Origin of the sequence: Colwellia sp. BRX9-1, from assembly GCF_014077195.1 — a bacterium.
Taxonomy (GTDB): domain Bacteria; phylum Pseudomonadota; class Gammaproteobacteria; order Enterobacterales; family Alteromonadaceae; genus Colwellia_A.
The window spans coordinates 37,358-54,069 of the sequence record NZ_JACGVM010000020.1 but is presented as its reverse complement, the minus strand read 5'-3'; the positions used below and the strand labels follow the sequence as shown (position 1 = coordinate 54,069).

The window sequence follows — 16,712 nt, the reverse complement described above, 5'->3', positions numbered from 1 at the left end:
AAATTAGAATTTTAGAAATTAAGGTATATTGATGATTCGTTTATTAGATTTGTTTTTTTCATTTTTTGGTTTGCTTTTTGCTTTGCCATTTCTATTGATATTATTTATCTTGGGTTTGTTTGATACTGGCTCTCCTATATTTAGACAAGAGCGTGTTGGGCGTAATAAAAAACTTTTTATTCTTATTAAGTTTAGAACTATGACTGTTGATACTAAGTCAGTGGCTAGTCACTTAGCTAGTTCGGCTTCAATTACGCCACTTGGTAATTTTTTACGTAAAACTAAGTTGGATGAATTGCCGCAATTATGGAACGTGTTAAAAGGTGAAATGAGCTTAGTTGGTCCTCGTCCTGGTTTGTTTAATCAGCAAGAGTTGACTGAAGCTAGAGAAGCTAAAAATGTTTATTCGGTTCGTCCTGGTATTACAGGCGAGGCACAAGTCAATAACATAGATATGTCTACTCCTGTATTGCTTGCAAACACAGATGCTAAAATGATTCGAGAACTAAACTTGAAGAATTACTTTAAATTTATATTGCAGACAGTAACGGGTAAAGGGTCTGGTGATAGAGTGAAGGGGGCTTGATTTCAGGTATTTGATAGTGCTGAAAATAGGTATAGCTGGATTCCCGACAAGAGATTTCGGGAATGACGGTATGACCAAAGTGTGGATAAATTTCCGTAAAAGAATCACGAATAAATTCCCGCCTACAGGTTCAGATTCAAGAAAAGTGCACATTGCATTCTCTAATATGTGGCATCTTTACCAAGTCTGTATTCCCTAGCAAGTTATTTTCTTTATCATTAGTGTGTTTGATAATACGATACCTGAACCATTGTGCTGGCTATGAATTAGAATCAGGTATATCTAAAGCAATGTCTGCTATTATTGAAAAACCATCTATTGATGAAGCGCCTTCAAACTTAGCTGTGGTTGGACGCAATGTATTATCAAATAAATCTCGGGATTTACTTGAGTTTACGCCCCCTGGTGCAGGTGATTAAATTCAGTAGACTGACGTTATTGCAATGCTAGTGAAGCTTGAAACAGTTAAGGCTTTTTATATGACAAGTAAGTCTCACGATTGTGGCTCTAAGCTTGGTTTTATGAAAGCTAATGTTGAGTATGGCTTACGTCATGCTGAACTAGGCGATGATCTTTAAAGCTTATTTACAGGATATTGTTAATAGTCAGTGATTACTGTTCTCAAGTTCTGAATCTGTGGTTTCAGGCCTAAGATTCAGCCTAAATGAGAATAAACTTGATTCCGGTTTAAGTGATAGCCTGAACAGCTAAAGCTAAAAAACTGTCATCTTCGACCAGGTACTTCGAATATGACAGTTTGTAATTTTGCAGGTAAAAGTCGTGATTGAACTATATTACCCGAAACAGTAAGTGAAACTTCAGAGTAAAAAATTTACCGAGGAGACCCTTGCATTCCATTAATACAGAAGGTTAATTATTATAATAAATGCACACATGTACATTTATTTTCAGTTAAAGTTTGTTTTTTTTAGTTTATACTAAATCATTCTGTAAAAGGAAAATGTATTTTAATTTATAAAAGGAATTAGTTAATGACTTTGATTCAATCAGTTTTGAAATTACCACGCACTTATAAGCGTGCCATTTCACTATTAATAGATTCAGTATTTTTATTTTTAGCCTTTTGGTTCGCCTTGTTTATGCGTCTTGAAAGTTTCTCTCCTCTATTTAAGCAAGACTACTGGTTAGTTTTTTTCTGTGTGTTGCCGCTTAGTTTACTCGTTTTTGTAAAATTAGGTCTGTATCGTGCAGTTCTACGCTATATGAATATGCAAGCTATTTGGGCTATTGGCCTAGGCAGTGTTTTTTCTGCGGTATTAATCATTGGTTTTTCATTCTTATTTACCGTTGCTATGCCTCGTACAGTTCCTTTTATTTTCTTTAGTTTATGTTTGATATTGATTGGTGGTTCAAGAGTTGGCGTAAGGGCGGTCATTAGCCACCCACGTTGGCATAAAAAAAACTCAGTCTTAATTTATGGTGCGGGCTCTGCAGGACGTCAGTTATCAACCGCTTTATCACAGGGGCCTGAATATCATGCTGTTGCTTTTGTTGACGATGATGTTGCATTGCAAAGAACCGTTATTCAAGGTATCCATGTTTATGCCCCCGAAGAAATACCAAGCCTTATTAAAAGTAAAAAGATAGAAAAAATATTATTAGCAATGCCAAGTGCTTCAAGATCACGTCGCAAAGAAGTGTTGAGTAAAATTGATTCACTTGGCGTGCAGATATTAACTATTCCTGGTATGGCTGATGTTTTGGATGGAAAGGCTAAGCTTGAAGAATTTAAAGATGTTGGTGTTGAAGATTTATTAGGCCGAGACCCAGTAAAACCTAAACCTGAGTTAATGAATGCTAATATCGCGGGTAAAATTGTCATGGTTACTGGCGCTGGTGGCTCTATTGGCTCTGAATTATGTCGTCAAATTATTCGGCTACAGCCAGCTAAACTGGTTTTATTTGAGTCGTCTGAGTTTGGTTTATATACTATTGATAAAGAGCTTAATGAATATAAATTAACACATGGTTTAATCGTAGAAGTGTTGCCTATTATGGGCTCAGTGCAACGCGTTAATCGCATTGAAACTGTTATGAAAAGTTTTGCCGTACAAACTGTTTACCATGCTGCCGCATACAAGCATGTACCATTGGTTGAGCATAATGTTGTTGAAGGTGTTAGAAATAATGTTTTTGGTACTTACCATGCAGCGCGTGCTGCCATAAATGCCAATGTTGAAACGTTTGTATTAATCTCTACCGATAAAGCCGTTAGACCCACGAATATAATGGGTACGACTAAACGTCTGGCTGAATTGGTACTACAGGCGTTGTCTAAAACACAAGATACCACACGTTTTTGTATGGTTCGCTTTGGTAATGTTTTAGGTTCGTCTGGATCAGTGGTTCCTTTGTTTAGAAAGCAAATTAAGGACGGTGGCCCGGTAACGTTAACACACCCCGACATTACTCGTTATTTTATGACGATACCTGAAGCCTCTCAACTTGTTATACAAGCCGGTGCTATGGGCACAGGTGGAGATGTATTTGTACTTGATATGGGCGAGCCAGTAAAAATTTATGACCTAGCCTGTAAAATTATTCACTTGAGTGGTTTTTCGGTTAAATCTGATAACAAGCCTAACGGTGACATTGTTATTAAATGTACAGGGTTAAGGCCGGGTGAGAAGCTCTATGAAGAACTTCTTATAGGGAATAACGTTTCTGGGACTATTCATGAGCGTATAATGAGTGCGCAAGAAGTCATGCTTGATTGGCATGAACTAGAACCTTTGCTAAAAAAACTCGATAATGCCTGTCATGCGTTTGACCATGAGTTAATTCGTGAGATATTGCTTAAGGCCCCAACAGGATTTAACCCCACCGTTGGAATATGTGATTTAGTGTGGCTACAAAAAGAAAAAGGGTCGTTGAAAACAGCTGAAATTATCGCGTTGAAAAAAGTTACTTAATATGCCAATACTTGAAAACTAGTGACTTGCTGTTTAAGTGGTCATTAACATGTGGATGTTTTTCGTTATTGTGATTTAAAAGCCATTCGGGGTTGAATGCTCAGAATGGTTTTTTCTAGTTATAGCAACACAAACCCTATGATTTTTGTCGAGCCAAGTTACACAGCACCTGGAACTATTTTGCTCTACGACCTCTTATTATCAATAGTTAGAATTAACCTTGTTAGGATTTATTAAAATGAAGCACCGTATTTTGTTTGTCTTGGCTTTACTGCCTTGTTTTATTACTGCCGCTGAACCTGAGGCAACTATGTCTTTTCAAGGGTATAGCGGACTAATAAATACCCCTACAGCAACATTGTTTGATGAAGGTACGCTTTACCTGAAATACAGTAACCAAGTTGAAACAATTGATGGTTATCGAAACGGTGATAATTATAACTTTGGTGTCGGTTTATGGAAGTATGTTGAAGTATCAGCCCGGTTAGCTGATTATCAAGCCCCCAATGGTGGCAATAGCCCGACAGATCTATCGGCCAACATTAAAATAGGTATTCCTTTTATCCCAAAGGACTGGTTTAGTTTAGCGGTAGGTATTCAGGATCTGGGTGGCGCAGCTAACTATTTTGATGCTAAGTATGCTGTGGCGACAAAAAATATCCTAGAAGACGTTAATATTTCACTGGGTATCGGACAAAGCGACTCAAACCAAGGGCGCCTTGATGGTGTTTTTGCGGGTGTTGAATGGCAGCCTTATCAATGGGTAAAGCTTTCAGCAGAATATGATGCAGCCGATACTCAATTAGGTATGCATTTATCTTCACCTAAACAGTGGTTGAGCAGCGGTATCCAATTAACTACTGAACTACTTATTTCTAGTAGTAACGAAGCATTAAAAGATGATGTTTATTATGGCATAGGGTTAACTATACCGCTTGATTATGACGCAGGTACTCATTCATCGCACCAAAAAAGTAAGCCGATAAACCATGGTAAAGGTGATGGTGAATTAGAACGAACGGGTGAATATGTAGCATTAGCTATAAATGATGTTGAGTTAGATGATGCTTATCGCTCAGGAGCACTTGAACGATTACGGTTAAGAAAATTACTGGTTAAAGAAGGTTTTGAATCAATCAGGGTCGCTGAAGCTGATGTAAATACGGTCTATGTAGAACTTGAAGATCACATTTATAATCGTAACCAAATAGATGGGCTTGGCGTTATTCTAGGGATTATAAGTAAAAACATACATCATAATTACTCGCACTTTACGTTAGTGCTGAAAGAGCGAGAAATATCAACTTTAGTCGTAAAAGGTAGTATTGCTGAATATGATGCCTTCTTAAGAGATGATAAGCCTTTAAAAATTGATATATCAACCGATACTTTTGCCACTGAGCGGTTGACATCGGAAGATGCTGATAATAGTAATAATTTTTGGCTAAAACCACGCTTTACCTTTTGGCCTGGTATAGCCTCTAGAGTGGGTACAGAGCTTGGCGCCTTTGATGCGTCTGTAGCCTTAATTAGCCACGTTGAATTACCCTTATGGCCTGGTGCTGCTTTAACCGCCGCACATGTTGCACAGTTTGCTGAAACCAAGAACTTTGAAGATGGTCAATATTTCGCTGATGATAAGCAAACAACTGGACTAAAAGAATATAGCTTTCATCAGACCTTTTCATTACCGTATTCGGTAAAAAACATGACTTTTTTTGGTCGCTATCGTGATACTTATAGCTATGTAGCGAATGAAGCTCGTTGGCAAAGTGTTGGTGGTGCTCATAAATTAAACCTGTTCACTGCAAGATATGAAAACCAATTAGTACCAACAGGCAGGGCTTACGCGGGGTGTAATATTTTAGCTTTGCGTTGTAGGTCGCCAAAAGAACCTGAACCAAGAGAGGTTCTTGTTGGTACGTATAAATATTATAACGCTCATCTTAATGCGACCGCTGAACTACAGGTAGGGAAGTACTGGCAACGCGATAAAGGTTTAATCTTTAAAGTAGAGAGAATGTTTGGTGATGTGTCGTTAAATTTAACCTATAAAAATACAAAAATTGATGGTGAAGAAGCTAATCAATTTATTGGTCTTGGCTTTTCAATACCGCTAACACCACGTAAAGATTACAATAATAAATACTTTCAAGTAAGAGGTAAGCCTAAGTGGAATTATTCAGTGAGTACGCTCGTTGGGGAAAGCAAGAATAGACTAACACCAGGAACTGGCGATAACACTAAGCAGTTTTATAATCTTGATAGTGCCTTCTATAATCATGACCGTTTAGGCAGTGAGTATGTTTATGAAAATTCGAATCGCTTAAAAGAGGTGTATTATCAAGCGCGTTAATATGTTTACCATTTTTAATAAAACCCAGTGACAATTTGAGTTGCTGGGAGCGAGATGAAGTTGTAAATACAGATAAAAACGGCTATGTAGCCGTTTTTTTTGGCAATCAATAATTTGAATTATCATTACTCTTTTTCGTGCTAGATCTGAGTACCTTATATGATTTCATTAAACTTAAACTTAAACTTAAACTTATAGTTAACGATACCTTTCTCTAATTCTCTAGCTCCGATATCTATAGCAGCATAGTTCAATTCCGAGATAACCATGAGAATTATACGCAGCGAAGAGCAATGGCAAACCATCATTGAATATCAGCAAAACAGTGGCTTAACAACATTTAATACCGTATAATTCGCAACCTTTAATAGGAAAGTGTCCTATTGTTATTCAAATAGTTAAGAATGGAAAATCTGCAAGTGCCAAATCAGAATCAACCGGATCATAATAGTACTCAGCAATCCACTACACCGTTTTCTCCAGAAGCGCTTTTGCTTGCTCAGCAACTTGCCGAAAATAATAACTCAGATGAAGATATTGACTTAGCAGAATTATGGCGTGCTATATGGTCAGGGAAATATATTATCATCGTTATTTCATTTATATTTGCTGTTTCATCTATAGCTTTTGCCTTATCAAAACCTGATATTTATAAAGCATCAATTTTATTAGCGCCAGCCTCATCAGATTCTGCCGGTGGAATGGGGGCTCTTGCTGGACAGTTTGGTGGCTTAGCTAGTCTTGCTGGAATTAGCTTAGGTGGCGGTGGTACTGATAAAACGGCTTTAGCTCTTGAAATTATAAAGTCACGTGCATTCCTTGAAACCTTTATTATTAAACACGAATTGTTAGTGCCATTAATGGCAAGTGAAAATTGGGATAGAGCAACAGACTCTCTCGTTATTAATAAAGAACTTTATGATAGTAAAAATAAAAAATGGTTAAGAGAAGCCTCATACCCCAAAAAGTCTGAACCGTCTTCTTGGGAAGCCTATCAAGAACTTTTAAAATTACTTTCCATTACACAAGATAAAGCAACTTCGCTAGTAACAATCGATGTTGCATTCTATTCACCTGAAGTAGCAAAACAATGGCTAATTTGGTTAGTTGAAGACGTTAATGACTTTATGCGTGAAAAAGATGAAAAAGAAGCTCAATCTTCTATTGATTATTTAACGAAACAACTTGAGAACACAGAAGTAAGTGCCATGGAAACTGTTTTTTATCAATTGATTGAAGAGCAAACAAAAAATATGATGCTAACTAAGGTTTCAGCAGAATATGTTTTAAAAACGATTGACCCTGCTCAAGTACCAGAAAAAAAGTCTGGCCCTAAGCGTGCATTAATTGTAGTACTAGGTACAATGCTGGGTGGTATATTGTCGGTACTTATCGTATTAATCAGACACTTTACTAAGAATAATAAATCGACTAAACCAAAGGACGAAAATTTAGCGTAAGCTAATATGAAATTATGATGGAAGTATTTATCTCTGCACTTACCGCTTTTTGCTTTGCCTTTATCGCAATTAAGTTCTTTAAACCGGTAGCAATAGAAGTTGGCTTAGTTGACAAACCAAGCGAACGAAAATTGCATGCCGGACATATTCCGCTTATTGGCGGAATTTCAATCTTTATAGCGGTACTTATGGCTAGTCTTTTATGGCTTCCTAATACTTTAGAACTTCGTATGTACCTCATTGCCTCAGCAATGATGGTTTTCATTGGTGCGGTAGACGACAAATTTGACTTGAAAGTACGTATTAGAATTATTGGCCAGCTTATTGTTGCTAGTCTAATGATTTATGGTGTAGGTGGTTATATTTCAAACTTAGGTAACTTGTTTGGTTTAGGTGATGTAACACTAGGCCCTGTAGGTATTATATTTACCTATGTAGGTATTATTGTTGTTATCAATGCTTTTAATATGGTTGACGGTATTGATGGGTTGATCGGTAGTTTAAGCATTAATACTTTTACTGCTATCGCTATTCTATTTATCATGAGTGGACAAAACGATTACGTGAGTTACCCGTTAATACTTGCTACGGCGACTATTCCCTATTTAATTTTTAATTTAGGTTTAGCGTCCAAAGCAAGAAAAATATTTATGGGTGACGCAGGAAGCATGTTCATTGGCTTGAGTGTTATTTGGTTGCTTACTATGGGGACTCAAAATGAAAACGCCTCATTTAGGCCTGTAACCGCACTGTGGATTTGCGCCGTACCATTAATGGATATGTTAGCAATAGTGGTACGACGTTATAAAAATGGTAAATCACCTTTCAAGCCTGACAGAGACCACCTTCATCATATACTTCAACGTGTTGGTTATAGCTCTCGTCAAACTTTGCTTATTATCTCTATATTTGCAGTAGTAATGTCGATAATTGGTTTAGCGGGTGAATATTTTGCTACACCAGATGTAATTATGCTGACAGGGTTTATTTTTGTCTTTGCATGTTATGTATTCGTTATTCGAAAAATAACAAAATTTGAAAAAGTTAAATAGGCAAACCTATTGGTATGAAAGAAGGTTTTAATAATTAAGCCCTTATTGATAAGGGCTTTTTTAATAGGTTGATGTTGATTGAGACAATCAATATGTGTCTCAATGATGACCGTCTTGTCTCAGGGTGTTAAAATAACTGAGTTTTGATGTTGAAAATAATCAACATCATTAATTTATAAGTAGAGATTTATGTTTAAGATTTTAATTACAGGTGGTGCTGGTTTTATTGGCTCAGCCGTTATTCGAAACATCATTAATAATACCAATGATAGTGTGATCAATTTAGATAAACTCACCTATGCGGGTAATTTAGAATCATTGTCAGACATATCTGACTCTGCAAGATATGTCTTTGAACAAGTTGATATTTGTAATAGAGCTGAACTTGATAGAGTTTTTTCTGAACATCAGCCCGATGCAGTTATGCATTTAGCTGCAGAATCTCATGTCGATCGTTCTATTGATGGTCCTGCTGCATTTATTGAAACCAATATTGTAGGTACTTACACCTTATTAGAAGCAACACGACAGTATTGGTTAGGATTAGATGATGATTGCAAATCTAATTTCCGCTTTCACCACATCTCAACTGATGAAGTTTATGGTGATTTAGGCGGAACGAATGATTTATTCACTGAAGAAACATCATATGATCCAAGCTCACCATATTCTGCTTCTAAAGCCTCAAGTGATCATTTAGTTCGGGCGTGGCTCCGTACTTATGGTCTACCTACGATTATTACCAACTGTTCAAACAATTACGGCCCTTACCACTTCCCAGAAAAGCTAATTCCATTAGTCATTTTAAATGCCTTAGAAGGGAAGCCTTTACCTATTTACGGTAAAGGTGATCAAATTCGCGATTGGCTTTACGTTGAAGATCATGCGCGAGCATTAGTTAAAGTGGTTACTGAAGGAATTGTTGGTGAAACCTATAATATAGGTGGTCATAACGAAAAGAAAAATATTGAAGTCGTTGAAACTATTTGTGACATATTAAATGAACTGGTGCCACAGAAAAGTGACTATAAAGAACTAATTTCTTTTGTTAAAGATCGTCCAGGTCATGACATTCGTTATGCCATTGATGCAAGTAAAATAGAAAAGGAATTAAACTGGACACCAAAAGAAACATTTGAAACTGGTTTAAGAAAAACGGTTGAATGGTACTTAGCTAATGCTAAATGGTGTAAACGAGTTCAAGACGGCTCTTATCAACGAGAGCGCTTAGGAGCATAGATAAAATGAAAGGAATAGTTTTAGCTGGAGGGTCAGGTACACGCCTATATCCAATTACTCAAGGTGTATCAAAGCAGTTATTACCTATTTATGATAAGCCAATGATTTTTTATCCTATATCAGTATTAATGCTTGCGGGAATCAGGGATATATTAATTATATCAACTCCTGATGATATTGGTGGATATCAACGTTTATTAAAAGATGGATCTCAGTTTGGTATTAATATTAGCTACGAAATACAGCCAAGCCCAGATGGTTTAGCACAAGCTTTTATTATTGGTGAAAAATTCATTGGTGATGATAATGTTTGCCTAGTATTGGGAGATAACATTTTCTATGGACAAGGGTTTTCTCCTAAGTTACTTAATGCAGCACAAAAGCAATTAGGCGCTACAGTATTTGGATATCAAGTAAAAGATCCTGAACGTTTTGGAGTAGTCGATTTTGACGATAATATGACTGTACTTTCAATTGAAGAAAAACCAGATAAGCCCAAGTCAAATTATGCCGTCACTGGCCTTTATTTTTATGACAATAATGTAATTGAAATTGCAAAATCTATCACACCTTCTGAGCGAGGGGAATTAGAAATCACGTGTATAAATAATGCTTACCTTGAAAGAAAAGAATTAAGTGTAGAAATATTGGGCCGTGGCTTTGCTTGGTTAGATACAGGGACTCATGAATCGCTGCTAGAAGCCGGGCAGTTTGTTCAAACGATTGAGCACAGGCAAGGTTTTAAAATCGCTTGTTTAGAAGAAATTGCTTTTAATAATAATTGGTTGTCAGGAGAAGAGTTAACAGAACTCGCTAAACCAATGATGAAAAATAGTTATGGTAAGTATTTAATGAGCTTAGTAAAATGACAATTAAATTAAATCAGCCGATTAAACCCAATTTAGAAAAGCTAACTAAATACATAGAACAAGTTAATGATAGCGGATGGTATACTAATTTTGGTCCCCTACATCAGCAACTAACTCAAAGATTAGAGGCTTACTTAGGGGTTGAAAATTTATTGCTAGTTTCTAATGGCACATTGGCATTACAGGTTGCATATAAAGCCCTTAACGTCAAAAGTGCTTTAACAACCCCTTTTAGTTTTGTTGCTACCGCCAGTTCATTAATTTGGCAGGGTATAGAAACTTCCTTTAGTGACATTGATAAAAAATCTTATAACCTATGTCCTAAACAAGTACAGAAAGTATTAGATAATGATTCGAATGTCGACACGATTGTAGCAACCCATGTTTATGGTAACCCTTGTGATATTAATCGTTTTGATGATATTGGAAAAAAATATAATATAAATATCATTTATGATGCTTCTCATGCTTTTGCTGTCAATGTTGACGGTAAATCCGTGCTTAGTTTTGGTGATGCTAGTACGCTAAGCTTTCACGCGACTAAAGTGTTTCATACCGTTGAAGGTGGAGCTATCGTCTTTAAACGTAAAGCTGATTTTGAACGAGCTAAACGCTTAATTAATTTTGGTATAGATGATAATGGCAATATCACTGAAGCAGGAATTAATGCAAAATTAAATGAGTATCAATGTGCAGTTGGTTTAAGCCTTTTGGACGAAATAGATAATATAGTTGAGCATAGAGCTACACTTTTTGAGTATTATCGTGACGAATTAAAGCATTACGTAGACATGCCATTATGGTTTGACTCTTCAAGTTTTAATGGTGCTTATATGGCCATTTCTTTAAAGAATAAAGACATAAAAGAGTTACTGGTCAATGAACTCAAAATACACAATATACAAAGTCGTAGTTATTTCTCTCCATCTTTAGAAAGTATTTTTAACAAATCGAAAGATTATGGTGTTGAAAATAGCAGGCAGATAGTTGAAAGTGTACTTTGTTTACCATTGCATTTTTATATGACAATTTCTGATGTTGATGCAGTTGTTAAAGTAGTTAAAAAAGTGGTGGGGGAAATATGAAAGTATTAGTTGTTCCTTGTGGAACAGAAATTGGACTTGAAATTGCTAGATCGTTAAAAGGTGTTAAAAACATAGAGTTAATTGGATTAAACTCTCTTATCGATTACTCCTCTACTGTGTATAAAGAATTTTATTCAGATGCCCCTTTCATTGATGAACCTGAATTTTTAGATTACTTAAAATCATTTATCTCCAAGCATTCAGTGACTCATGTTTTTCCTGCACATGATTCTGCAGCTTTGCTATTGTCTGAAAACGCGGAGTGCTTTGGGGAAAATGTAAAGGTTATTACATCTAGTGCTGAAACTAATCGTATTTGTCGTTCAAAAAAATTAACATATGATTGTTTAAATAATGTTGTAGCAACACCTTATATTTATAACAGTATTAAAGATGTTGAAAATGTGAATTTTCCATTGTTCCTAAAACCGGACGTAGGTCAAGGAAGTAAAGGAGCTCGTATAATTAAAGAAATTTCAGAGCTTTCTCATGCAGACTTTCAAGAAAATATTATTACGGAGTACTTACCTGGTAATGAATACACGGTTGATTGTTTTACAGATCACAAGGGTGAATTATTATATGCAGGACCTAGAATCAGAAGTAGGGTTTTAAATGGCATTTCTGTAAGTACTTCCACCATTAAGGATGTTGATGGGCTATTTTTAAATTTTGCTAAAAATATCAGTAAAAAATTATCCTTTAAAGGTATGTGGTTCTTTCAAGTTAAAGAAAATAATGCGGGTGAACTCGTTTTAATGGAAGCTGCAACCAGAATAGCGGGCTCTATGTCAACCAATAGGGTTAGAGGTGTTAACTTTGCGGAGCTATCACTATATGTTCATAATGCTACATCGGTTGAGTTAGCTATCAATACTTTTCAAGTTAAGCAAGAAAGAGCTTTATCTAATAAATATAAATTAAATATAGAATATAAGCATGTGTATGTTGATTTTGATGATTGCTTGATAATTGATGATAAGGTAAATGAAGAGCTAGTCGCTTTTTTATATAAGGCAATTAATAACAATTGTTCAATTTATTTAGTTACTCGTCATGAATATAATTTATCGGTATCACTGAAAAAATATCGATTGACTGGTTTATTTGATGAAATTTTTCATATCACTGATAAATCACCAAAATCTGCAATAATGACTCACACCGATGCTATTTTTATTGATGACTCTTTTAGAGAAAGAGAAGATGTTATATCTAAAGGGATCCCATCATTTTCAGTGGATTGTGTAGAAGCTCTTTTATAACTATGGTATTTGAAGTAGGACACAAATGAAAGTAGTCCTAACTTATGGAACATTTGATCTGTTTCATGTTGGCCATATTCGGTTGTTAAAGCTTCTATCTCTGCTTGGAGATAAATTCATTGTTGGTGTTTTATCAGATGAATTCAATATTTTAAAAGGTGTAGAGTCCTTTTTCTCATACGAGGAAAGAGTCGAGAACCTCAGAAGTTGTAAGTATGTATCGAAGGTCTTCCCTGAGTATAATTAGGAACAAAAAGAGATGATATCAATAAATATCTGGCCAACGTTTTGCCATGGGAGATGATTGGAAAGGGGGGTTGATGATCTCGCCGATAGTTGTGAAGTCGTGTATTTACCTCGCACAAAAGACGTCTCTACCACATATATTAAGAGTGCTTTAGCAAACATAGATCATAACGAATGAGACTGAATTGAAAATTCTCTACATGATTTTATTAGTATAGTAAAAAGTCTCTCGTTAAAATAAGTTAGCTAACATGAAAATTTGACTTGTTAAGGGAAATCTCCTTAGTTGAATGTTAGTTTAAATAAGAATGGATTAATATGAATAAAAAAAATCTTGAGCTACTAAATTCTTCAGATGTAAAAGAGCGATTACTTAAGCTAACTACAGTTATTATTGATGTCTTAGAAGCAAACAAAATCGACTATACCATTTTTTATGGAAGCTTATTAGGGTCAGTTAGGCATAAAGGTTTTATTCCATGGGACGATGATATTGATATCATCGTTGATGCTAAGGATATCAAAAAACTGAGAACTGTGTTTAAATCAAAAAAGGCCAAATATTATGATTCATACCATAAATCTTATTTTGATTGGGTTGTTAGAATTGCAGATCCAACGACAATAGTAAAAATAAATGATGATTGTCTGCAGGCTAATCATGAAGATTTTGATGTTAATGAATTAGGTTTATGCCTTGATATATATCCTATATATCACCTACCTAAGTCTGAAAGTTTAAAGAAAATTGTTCTTTTTATACATAAAGTAAGCTCTAAGATCCGTGGCCGTTCTATTTCTAGACGAAGTATGTTTGGGAAATTTATAGTTAACTTTCTTGATATAAATCTTGCTCGAGTGAAAGGGGATACCGTTTTTACTAAGGCAGATTATAATACGTTTTATTCGTTCAAAGAAATTAGTGATAAAGTCCCTGCTAAATTTGAACACTTAGATGTTCAAATTCCAAAAGAGAGTAAACAAATTTTATCAACTAGATATGGTGATTGGGAAAGGATTCCATCAGAAGAAGAAAAAGAGTCATGGATACACTATGAAGAGACTTATGCTATTACAGAAAAGTTAAAAGACTAGGAAATGGCGAGTTTAAAAACAAACACCATTACTTCGTATCTCTCGCAAGGATACGCGGCAATAATTGGCATTGCGGTGATGCCCTTTTTATTTTCTACATTAGGCAGTGATGCTTTTGGACTCATAGGTTTTTTTACCGTAGCTCAAGTCATTATTAATTTGCTCGGTTCTGGTTTTAATCCTACTTTATCAAGAGAAATAGCGAAAGAAAAAATACAGTATCAAAATACTTACCTTATATCCGTAATCAAGTCCTTTGAGTTGATTTTTTTCTGTTTCCTCTTACTTATTCTTATTGTTGCATTATTTGCAAATAATTGGTTTGCAATTGAGTGGTTTGAATCTGATCTACCTGTTGAATTACTTTCGAGTATTGTATTACTTATTTTTATTGTTTGTGCTGTACGGTTTCAATCGGTGCTTTATCTCTCTGCACTTAGGGGCTCTGAAGACTTTTTATGGATAAACAGCGTAAGCATTATTATAAATACTTTACGCTTTCCCATCAGTTTGCTTCTAGTTATCTATTACCCAAGTTTAAAACTTTACTTCGGTTTTCACCTTATTATAGCAATGGTTGAACTACTTGTTATGCGATATCGAATAGGAAAGTTACTGGGGATTAATTTTTGGTTACCAGATCATTTTAGTTTTTATAATGTTAAAAAGTTAGGTCGTTTTGCCAAAGCGGTTGCGATTACTGCTGTTATTTCGGTTGTTATTGCACAAGCTGACAAAGTGTTAATGTCAAAATTATTAACCTTATCTGAATATGGGTATTTTACCGTGTGTATTATGTTAGCGAACGGTATTTTACTATTAGGGTTTCCTATAGGCACAGTGTTAATTCCTAGGTTAACAGCGTTATACGCTGATGGTAAACTAGATGAATTTAGACAGATATATATAAAATTCACAAAATTCGTTTGTATTTTTATTGTTCCAGGTGCAATTGTATTAGCAGGCTTTTCGCAAAATATTATTTACTTATTCACAGGAAGTACAGAAGCAGCAAACTGGGGAAAAGATATTTTAAGTTATTACACGCTCGGTAATGCGTTTTTAATTGTGGCTGGTTTTCAATATTATCAGCAAGTTGCCAAAGGCGACTTAAAATATCATGTAAGGTATAGCATGGCCCTACTGCTCTGTTCATTACCATTAATCATGTTTTTTGGTAGCGAATACGGGGTAATCGCCGTAGCTATTATATGGTTGTTTTTTCGAGTGATCGCTTTTATATTTTGGGTACCATATATACATGGGAAAATGAAAACGATAAAATATTCACACTGGTTGTTTCAAGCAGTACTTCCGTCCCTATTAGTGTCTATAGTCGCTTATGCGTTACTAAAAGAATATGATGAAGATATTATTGAAAATAAAGTAACACTGCTAGTTCAACTTGTTGGATTTTATATGACAATATTGGTCATTACATTTTTCAGTTATAAGTTAGTATTGAATAAAAAATTTAAATTAGGTAATAGATAAGTTGCAATTAAGATCTGAACAAGAAATCATTAATAGCTGGAAATATATTGATAAAGTTTATATTTCCGTTGTATGTATGACATATAATCAAGAGCAATACATCAAAACGGCAATCAACTCATTTCTACAACAAGAATGTGATTATAAATTTGAAATAATAATCCATGATGATGCTTCAACAGATACAACGACAGAAATAATTAAAGAGTATGCAGAAAACTATCCATCGATAATTCGAGTAATTCAACAAGTAGATAATAAATACTCTCAAAAACCAACATTGCCTACCTTGATAGCACTTAACAATACAAAGGCCGAGTATATTGCTCTTTGCGAAGGCGACGATTACTGGATCAGCACAAATAAATTAAAGTGCCAATATTTGGCAATGCAAGAACATAAATCCCTATGTATTAGTTTTCACTCATCACAAAATATTTATCCTAATGGAAGCTTTCAAGTCGGTGTATCATTAGGTGATTTAAATAAAATTTGTTTGTTATCTACTGTAATTCGTGGCGGTGGTGCTTACATGCCAACAGCGTCATTAATGTTTAAAAAAGAATTGTTGGAGAGTTTTAATCAGGTACTTGCTAATGCACCAGTAGGTGATTTTTACATGCAAGTATTAGGTTCAGCGGCTAATGGGGCACTATATATATCAGGGCTGGAATCTGCTTATAGAAAAGGTAATGAGGGATCTTGGAGCGAATCTATGAGCCATTCAACAGAGAAAAAAATCCTTAAGCTGCTTGGACAGCATAAATCTTCGATTAAAGAGCTAGCTGACTTTATACCAGCGGAACACAAGCGAGATTTGGAGTATGCTCTAATGCATGAGTATTATGTAGGAGCGCGTATAGCTCTTTTTTCGAAAAATTATGTATTATTTCAATCTTTAATTTCAAAGTGTAAAAACTCAGAAGAAAAATTTGGCATTGTATACAGTTTTTTTTGTAATTTTCGCAATTACCCTCGGTTATTGTTAAAAGCTTATCTACTATTTACTAGACGTTAGTACTTAGGTTTAAT

Annotated in this window: 13 protein-coding genes and 1 pseudogene; all 14 read left to right on the top strand. The window is 35.1% G+C overall.

Annotation, left to right across the window (positions count from 1 at the left end; genetic code table 11):
• Positions 1 to 31 precede the first annotated feature (31 nt).
• The 14 genes and pseudogenes from H4J76_RS16140 (at position 32) to H4J76_RS16075 (ending at position 16,698) form a co-directional block, all read left to right on the top strand.
• Positions 32 to 586, top strand: a complete 555-nt coding sequence (locus tag H4J76_RS16140; RefSeq protein WP_182230946.1) for a sugar transferase — start codon at positions 32 to 34, stop codon at positions 584 to 586.
• A gap of 257 nt (positions 587 to 843) precedes the next feature.
• Positions 844 to 1,198 (top strand): annotated as a pseudogene (locus tag H4J76_RS16135) (UTP--glucose-1-phosphate uridylyltransferase); the annotation flags it as partial.
• Positions 1,199 to 1,578: 380 nt separating this feature from the next.
• Positions 1,579 to 3,519, top strand: a complete 1,941-nt coding sequence (locus H4J76_RS16130) for a nucleoside-diphosphate sugar epimerase/dehydratase (RefSeq protein ID WP_182230945.1) — start codon at positions 1,579 to 1,581, stop codon at positions 3,517 to 3,519.
• 238 nt (positions 3,520 to 3,757) lie between these two features.
• Complete coding sequence (locus H4J76_RS16125) at positions 3,758 to 5,875, top strand: YjbH domain-containing protein (protein ID WP_182230944.1); 2,118 nt, start codon at positions 3,758 to 3,760, stop codon at positions 5,873 to 5,875.
• A 419-nt stretch (positions 5,876 to 6,294) separates the two neighbouring features.
• The gene (locus tag H4J76_RS16120; RefSeq protein ID WP_310734079.1) at positions 6,295 to 7,335 is read left to right on the top strand and encodes a Wzz/FepE/Etk N-terminal domain-containing protein; all 1,041 of its coding nucleotides are present in this window, start codon (positions 6,295 to 6,297) and stop codon (positions 7,333 to 7,335) included.
• Between the two features lie 14 nt (positions 7,336 to 7,349).
• Complete coding sequence (gene wecA, locus H4J76_RS16115; RefSeq protein WP_259377156.1) at positions 7,350 to 8,387, top strand: UDP-N-acetylglucosamine--undecaprenyl-phosphate N-acetylglucosaminephosphotransferase; 1,038 nt, start codon at positions 7,350 to 7,352, stop codon at positions 8,385 to 8,387.
• Between the two features lie 189 nt (positions 8,388 to 8,576).
• Positions 8,577 to 9,626 (top strand): dTDP-glucose 4,6-dehydratase, encoded by a 1,050-nt coding sequence (rfbB, locus tag H4J76_RS16110; protein ID WP_182230942.1) that lies wholly within the window; start codon positions 8,577 to 8,579, stop codon positions 9,624 to 9,626.
• Positions 9,627 to 9,631: 5 nt separating this feature from the next.
• Positions 9,632 to 10,495, top strand: coding sequence for a glucose-1-phosphate thymidylyltransferase RfbA (gene rfbA, locus H4J76_RS16105; RefSeq protein ID WP_182230941.1), 864 nt, complete (start codon positions 9,632 to 9,634; stop codon positions 10,493 to 10,495).
• Positions 10,492 to 11,580: a DegT/DnrJ/EryC1/StrS family aminotransferase gene (locus H4J76_RS16100; protein WP_182230940.1), complete on the top strand. Its 1,089-nt coding sequence runs from the start codon at positions 10,492 to 10,494 to the stop codon at positions 11,578 to 11,580. Before rfbA ends, H4J76_RS16100 begins: the two co-directional genes overlap by 4 nt.
• Positions 11,577 to 12,845 (top strand): ATP-grasp domain-containing protein, encoded by a 1,269-nt coding sequence (locus H4J76_RS16095; RefSeq protein WP_182230939.1) that lies wholly within the window; start codon positions 11,577 to 11,579, stop codon positions 12,843 to 12,845. The genes H4J76_RS16100 and H4J76_RS16095 overlap by 4 nt, the downstream gene beginning before the upstream one ends.
• 25 nt (positions 12,846 to 12,870) lie before the next feature.
• On the top strand, positions 12,871 to 13,092 hold the full coding sequence (locus tag H4J76_RS20045; RefSeq protein WP_259377155.1) for an adenylyltransferase/cytidyltransferase family protein: 222 nt from the start codon (positions 12,871 to 12,873) through the stop codon (positions 13,090 to 13,092).
• 317 nt (positions 13,093 to 13,409) lie between these two features.
• On the top strand, positions 13,410 to 14,186 hold the full coding sequence (locus H4J76_RS16085) for a LicD family protein (RefSeq protein WP_182230938.1): 777 nt from the start codon (positions 13,410 to 13,412) through the stop codon (positions 14,184 to 14,186).
• Between the two features lie 3 nt (positions 14,187 to 14,189).
• A complete protein-coding gene (locus H4J76_RS16080) occupies positions 14,190 to 15,680 on the top strand; it encodes a lipopolysaccharide biosynthesis protein (RefSeq protein ID WP_259377154.1) in 1,491 nt (496 codons plus the stop codon).
• Between the two features lies 1 nt (position 15,681).
• Entirely contained in the window at positions 15,682 to 16,698 is a 1,017-nt protein-coding gene (locus H4J76_RS16075) for a glycosyltransferase (protein WP_182230936.1), read from the top strand.
• Positions 16,699 to 16,712: the final 14 nt, after the last annotated feature.